Source organism: Rhodoferax sp. UBA5149 (assembly GCF_002413825.1).
GTDB lineage: Bacteria > Pseudomonadota > Gammaproteobacteria > Burkholderiales > Burkholderiaceae_C > Rhodoferax.
On record NZ_DHXT01000102.1, the window covers coordinates 50,851 to 55,707 of the forward strand.

A 4,857-nucleotide genomic window follows, 5' to 3' on the forward strand; every position below is an offset into this window, starting at 1 on the left:
ATTTTCAAAGCCGAACTCCTTCTGCAAGCGCTACGGCGTGGATGGGTAAACGCATGAGGTTGGGGGCCTGGACCAACACATCGACTTTTCGGCCATATATGGATCTTGACACCCGGGCTGCAAGCCGTGCGGAGAGCTGGGCGGGCTCTGCTACAGGCTCATTCAGTTCCAGCAAGAGGTCGATATCGCCTCCACGCGCGTCATCACGTACCCGTGAGCCAAACAGCCACACCCGCGCCGCATCTCCCGCTATCAGGGATACATCTCTGCGTATAGCTGCAACTTGTTCGATAGATAGGCGCATCGGCAAATTTTAAGGCGTAGCGACCAACTTGAGGCTTTCAGTGAGCTTGCGTGCCGCACTATTGATTGCAGGTCTGTCTCGCAATTTAGGTCTTTTAGCCTTCTAGCACCCCGAAAAACCAGGGTGAAACACTAGACACCGTGGGGCTGTCCACATGGACTCCTGAGTTCCCGGTCAACTTAGAAATTCCNNGAGCAAGACATCGTCAGCGCCAAGATCTATTACATGGAAGGCTACCTCGCCGCGTCGCCCACCGGCCTGCAGGCGGCCCTGCAAGGGCGCCAAATTGCCAGAGAAGCCGGCGTTGCCCTGGCCACCACCTTGAGCGATGTGAGCATGATCAACTTCTGCCGGCCCGGCCTGGACGCCATCATCGGCCAGGGGCTGGACTACCTGTTCTGCAACGAGGAAGAAGCCCAGGTTTGGTGCGGCTCGCAAGACCTGCAGCTGATCTGCCAGCAATTCAGCCAATTGGCGCGCACCGTTTGCCTCACGCGTGGCGCCCAAGGCTGCGTGGTGCTGGAAGGTGGCCAGCAAACCGCGGTGCCCGCCGCCAGCGTGAAAGCGCTCGACACCAACGGCGCAGGTGATATGTTTGCCGGTGCTTTTCTCTACGCCGTAACGCATGGCCACAGCCACACCCAAGCAGCCTGGCTGGCTAATCAGGCCGCAGGGCGTGTGGTCAGCCAATACGGCAACCGGCTCACGCCTGAAACCATGGGTGGCATCAAGACGCGCTTCGAGAAGTATGTGGCCGGTTGAATAAGGATTCCCGGTCAACTTAGAAATTCCAATTCATTGGCCAGGAGACCTCCCCGCGCCTGCGACCGCTGCGCCAAATGCACCCAATCCACCACCTCGCCATCAGGTTGGTAGCCGGGCACCAGTTCTTTGAGCAGGGTGCGGATAGCGGGTACGTCATTGGCATTCAGTGCCGCGACCAACACTTGCAAGCGTACTGTCAACTCCGCCCATGGCACAAAATCTTCATGCGCTTTCATGATGCGCGGGTGCTGGGTCGGCAAAGGGTTGTCGCCAATCAGCAACTCTTCATAGAGTTTCTCGCCAGGACGCAGGCCTGTGATCTGGATTGCAATATCGCCATCGGGTTTAGCCTCATCACGCACCGTCAGGCCCGACAGCTCCACCATGCGGCGCGCCAGATCAATGATGCGCACGGGCTCGCCCATGTCCAGCACAAACACATCCCCCCCGCTGGTCATGGCGCCGGCCTGAATGACCAGCTGCGCCGCCTCAGGAATAGTCATGAAATAGCGGGTAATGTCAGCGTGCGTCAGGGTGATGGGGCCGTTGTCCTTGATCTGTTTGCGAAACAGCGGCACCACCGAGCCCGAAGAACCCAGCACATTGCCAAAGCGCACCATGCCAAAGCGGGTGCTCCAACCCTGCTCGATTGAAGCGGCCGCCAGCGCCTGCAGCACCATTTCGGCCAGGCGCTTGCTGGTGCCCATGATGTTGGTGGGCCGCACGGCCTTGTCGGTGCTGATGAGCACAAAGTCGCTCACGCCGTGCTCGGCCGCCACCTTGGCCGTGGTCCAGGTGCCCAGCACGTTGTTCTTGACGCCTTCGGTCGGGTTGTGCTCCACCATCGGTACATGTTTGTAGGCGGCTGCGTGGTACACCGTGTGCGGCTGCCAAGTCAACATGATTTCACGCATGCGGTCTTCGTCGCGCACAGACGCCAACAGCGGCAGCAATTGCACATCTGGGGTATCTTCATCAGACAGTAACTTCATCAAGTCCTGGTGCACGGCGTAGAGAGCGAACTCGCTCAGCTCCACCAACAGCAGCTTGGTCGGTGCGGCCTTGATGATTTGGCGGCACAGTTCACTGCCAATCGAGCCGCCCGCGCCCGTGACCAGTACCACTTTGCCATGAATGTTTTTACCAAACAGCGCCGCATCGGGCGGCACGGCATCGCGGCCCAGCAGATCTTCAATATCGAGTTCGCGCAGGTCGCTGGCTTGCACATGGCCCTGGGCCAAGTCCATCAATCCAGGTAATGTGCGCACCGCCACATGGGCTTGGCGCGTCAGCTCCAGAATTTCGTTGCGCCGCACGCGGCTGGTCGAGGGAATGGCCAGCAACACATCACTCACCTCCAGCTTCTGCACCAAATCATGCAGCTGAGCAGGGTTGTAAATGTACAAACCGTTCAGCACGTGGCCGTGCAAACGGGCGTCATCGTCCAGAAAACCGACGGCCCGCATCTCATTGCTATTAGCCATGGCTGCTGCCAGTTGGTTCCCAGCGGAGCCGGCTCCATAAATCAACACTTTGGGCAAGGCATTGCGCTTGATCTGGCTTAAATAGCCGCCACTAAGCCAATATCGCGCCAATGCCCGCGAGGCCCCCACCGCCAGCAGCAGCAACGGCGGCTGCAGCAATCCGAGGGTGCGCGGCACCCCCGGCAATGCCAGCACTGCCAGCGAGGTGGCATAGAGCAAGCCGTAGATGATGATTGCCTTCGTCACCGCCATCAGGGCCGCCATGCCTGCGTATCTGAAAATGGCCCGATACAAGCCCGAGACCACAAACACCGGCAAGGCCAGCACCAGAGACAAACCCATCGCCAGCCACTCATTGCGCGTCAACACCACCCAGCCGTCCAGCCGCAGGCACAAGGCTAGCCACACGGTCAGAACGCACAAAAACGCGTCAACGCCCAGCGCCAACAAACGCTTGGCTGGGCGCGGCAAGGTCAGCAAAGGATCTGCAATTTGGTTGATCATGTAATTTTTATGTCCCTGACAACGCCGTACCGGCTTGAAATACCACCCCATCGGCCACCTTGACGCCATAGCTCCGCCGGACCACAGTGCCCACTGTGGCCCCAGCCATTATGGCGCCATCTGTCCACCTAACCGATCGAGATGATTCCATTCAACTCTTCACATGCCGACTCAAATACGGTCGGTGACCCTTGCTTCCAAGGGTGAGGTCGCGCGCCCCTCTTGCGCCAGTCAAACGATTTCGGCTGGTGCGCAAGGACATAACCGATCTCGCCCTTGGATGTTGAGAACCTAACGGCAAATGGATTGGTTTCATTCGCCGCCGCATGCGTCATGGGCAAACCGATCACGATACCCGTGCGTTCGTTGAACGCCTTGGTCGAGAGCACCAGCATGGGGTGTTCGTCCTTCATTTCGCCTCCAACCTGGGGGTTGAAGTCAATCCAGATCATGTCTCGCCGTTCCGGCACCCACGATTTGCGCGTGGTCATCAGAACACTTCGGCGCCAACACGCCCATCCGCCATCACCTCACCGCCATGAATGGCCGGATCGAACGCTTTGAGCTTCTGCGCAAGTGTCAATTTTGGCTTGCCAACAGGCCGCAAGAAAACGCCGCCTTCGACAACTTCCACCTTGATCGGAAGCCCAAGCGCGAAACGTGCCGCTCTGGCTACCGGTGCCGTGATACGCACAGCAAGGCCGTTGCCCCACTCCTGAACCGTTTGCTCCGCCGTTACCTTTACCGTTGGATTCATAATACCTCCTTGTTTAAAATGTTGATACAAGTTTATACGCCATCACGACCAATGACAACCCGACAGCTGCCGCGCCTTCCTGATATCTACTTGCAAACATCCAAAAATTAACACCATACTTTTCAAAAACAATAGCTGCTCACGCGGTGTTTACGGGGGCTACAGCCCTAAAAGGTATAAATTAATTGGAATCTGACCCCAATTACTCACCAATTACTCAGACCAATCAAATCGTGCTGGTTGAACAGGACTTACTTCCTCACACCCCAGACACTTCAACACATGCCTGTCCATGATTCAACAAGGCTTCTTCGATCATCAACTGATTATCCAAAAGGATCTTGAGCGTGGTTGCGCGAGACTGGTTTCTGGTCTTGAGCCAAATCACCTTGGGAGGCTGGCCCAGACCAATGAAAGCTCTTCAAAGTCGGCGTCACGCGTGACGATGACAAAACCCTGGTCTTTCGCTGCTTGCCAGACCTCGGCGTCTGATGCTGATTCCATCCCGAGCAGCACCACTTGAGAACTACCGGGATAGTCATGCTAAAGAAACGGGACTAGACGCCGTGACAGGTTTTCGTCCAACAACAGCTTCATTGAACAGCCAGCGAATAGACCTTATGCTCACGGTCCGCAGCAAAGGCCAGCACCGCCAAAACATCCTCTGACTCCAGTTCCGTAAAGTCCTCCAAAATTTCCTGCTGCGTCATGCCGCTGGACAACATAGACAACACGTCATACACGGTGATGCGCAAGCCGCGTATGCATGGCCGACCGCCCCGTTTTCCTGGCTCCAGGGTAATCCTGTTCATGTTTGCTCCCATCTTTGATCAGACAACGATTTTGCATCACTTCCCGTGAACTTGGACATGGTTCAGAAGTCACTGTTTGCCGCCCTGGAGTTGACACCACCGACGTCCGCAGACATGGTAAAACCCGTTTTGTAGTCTGCGCTAGACAAACGCCTCTGCCTCACCCAAACTTTTACCCGCCGCGTCCTTGGCCGCCAGCTGTGGCAGACCCTGAATCGGCCACTGCACGCC

Annotated in this window: 6 protein-coding genes and 1 pseudogene; 1 reads left to right on the forward strand and 6 read right to left on the reverse strand. The window is 57.1% G+C overall.

The window, feature by feature from the left end:
* Positions 1 to 4: 4 nt before the first annotated feature.
* Positions 5 to 304: a nucleotidyltransferase domain-containing protein gene (locus B3V69_RS20760; RefSeq protein WP_414707498.1), complete on the reverse strand. Its 300-nt coding sequence runs from the start codon at positions 302 to 304 to the stop codon at positions 5 to 7.
* A 201-nt stretch (positions 305 to 505) separates the two neighbouring features.
* Here B3V69_RS20760 and B3V69_RS09310 point away from each other — a divergent pair, with 201 nt between their 5' ends.
* Positions 506 to 1,066, forward strand: a complete 561-nt coding sequence (locus B3V69_RS09310; protein WP_296445901.1) for a PfkB family carbohydrate kinase — start codon at positions 506 to 508, stop codon at positions 1,064 to 1,066.
* A gap of 14 nt (positions 1,067 to 1,080) precedes the next feature.
* Here B3V69_RS09310 and B3V69_RS09315 read toward each other — a convergent pair whose 3' ends face one another.
* The 5 genes and pseudogenes from B3V69_RS09315 to B3V69_RS09335 form a co-directional block, all read right to left on the reverse strand.
* Positions 1,081 to 3,057: a polysaccharide biosynthesis protein gene (locus B3V69_RS09315; protein ID WP_296445880.1), complete on the reverse strand. Its 1,977-nt coding sequence runs from the start codon at positions 3,055 to 3,057 to the stop codon at positions 1,081 to 1,083.
* 128 nt (positions 3,058 to 3,185) lie between these two features.
* Positions 3,186 to 3,548, reverse strand: a complete 363-nt coding sequence (locus tag B3V69_RS09320; RefSeq protein WP_296445882.1) for a type II toxin-antitoxin system PemK/MazF family toxin — start codon at positions 3,546 to 3,548, stop codon at positions 3,186 to 3,188.
* On the reverse strand, positions 3,548 to 3,844 hold the full coding sequence (locus B3V69_RS09325) for a PbsX family transcriptional regulator (protein WP_296445884.1): 297 nt from the start codon (positions 3,842 to 3,844) through the stop codon (positions 3,548 to 3,550). The genes B3V69_RS09320 and B3V69_RS09325 overlap by 1 nt, the downstream gene beginning before the upstream one ends.
* Before the next feature lie 229 nt (positions 3,845 to 4,073).
* Positions 4,074 to 4,318, reverse strand: a pseudogene (locus tag B3V69_RS20765) (DUF5615 family PIN-like protein).
* Positions 4,319 to 4,407: 89 nt separating this feature from the next.
* Positions 4,408 to 4,626 carry a DUF433 domain-containing protein gene (locus B3V69_RS09335; RefSeq protein WP_296445888.1) on the reverse strand — a complete coding sequence of 73 codons (219 nt, stop codon included), beginning with the start codon at positions 4,624 to 4,626 and terminating at the stop codon, positions 4,408 to 4,410.
* Positions 4,627 to 4,857: the final 231 nt, after the last annotated feature.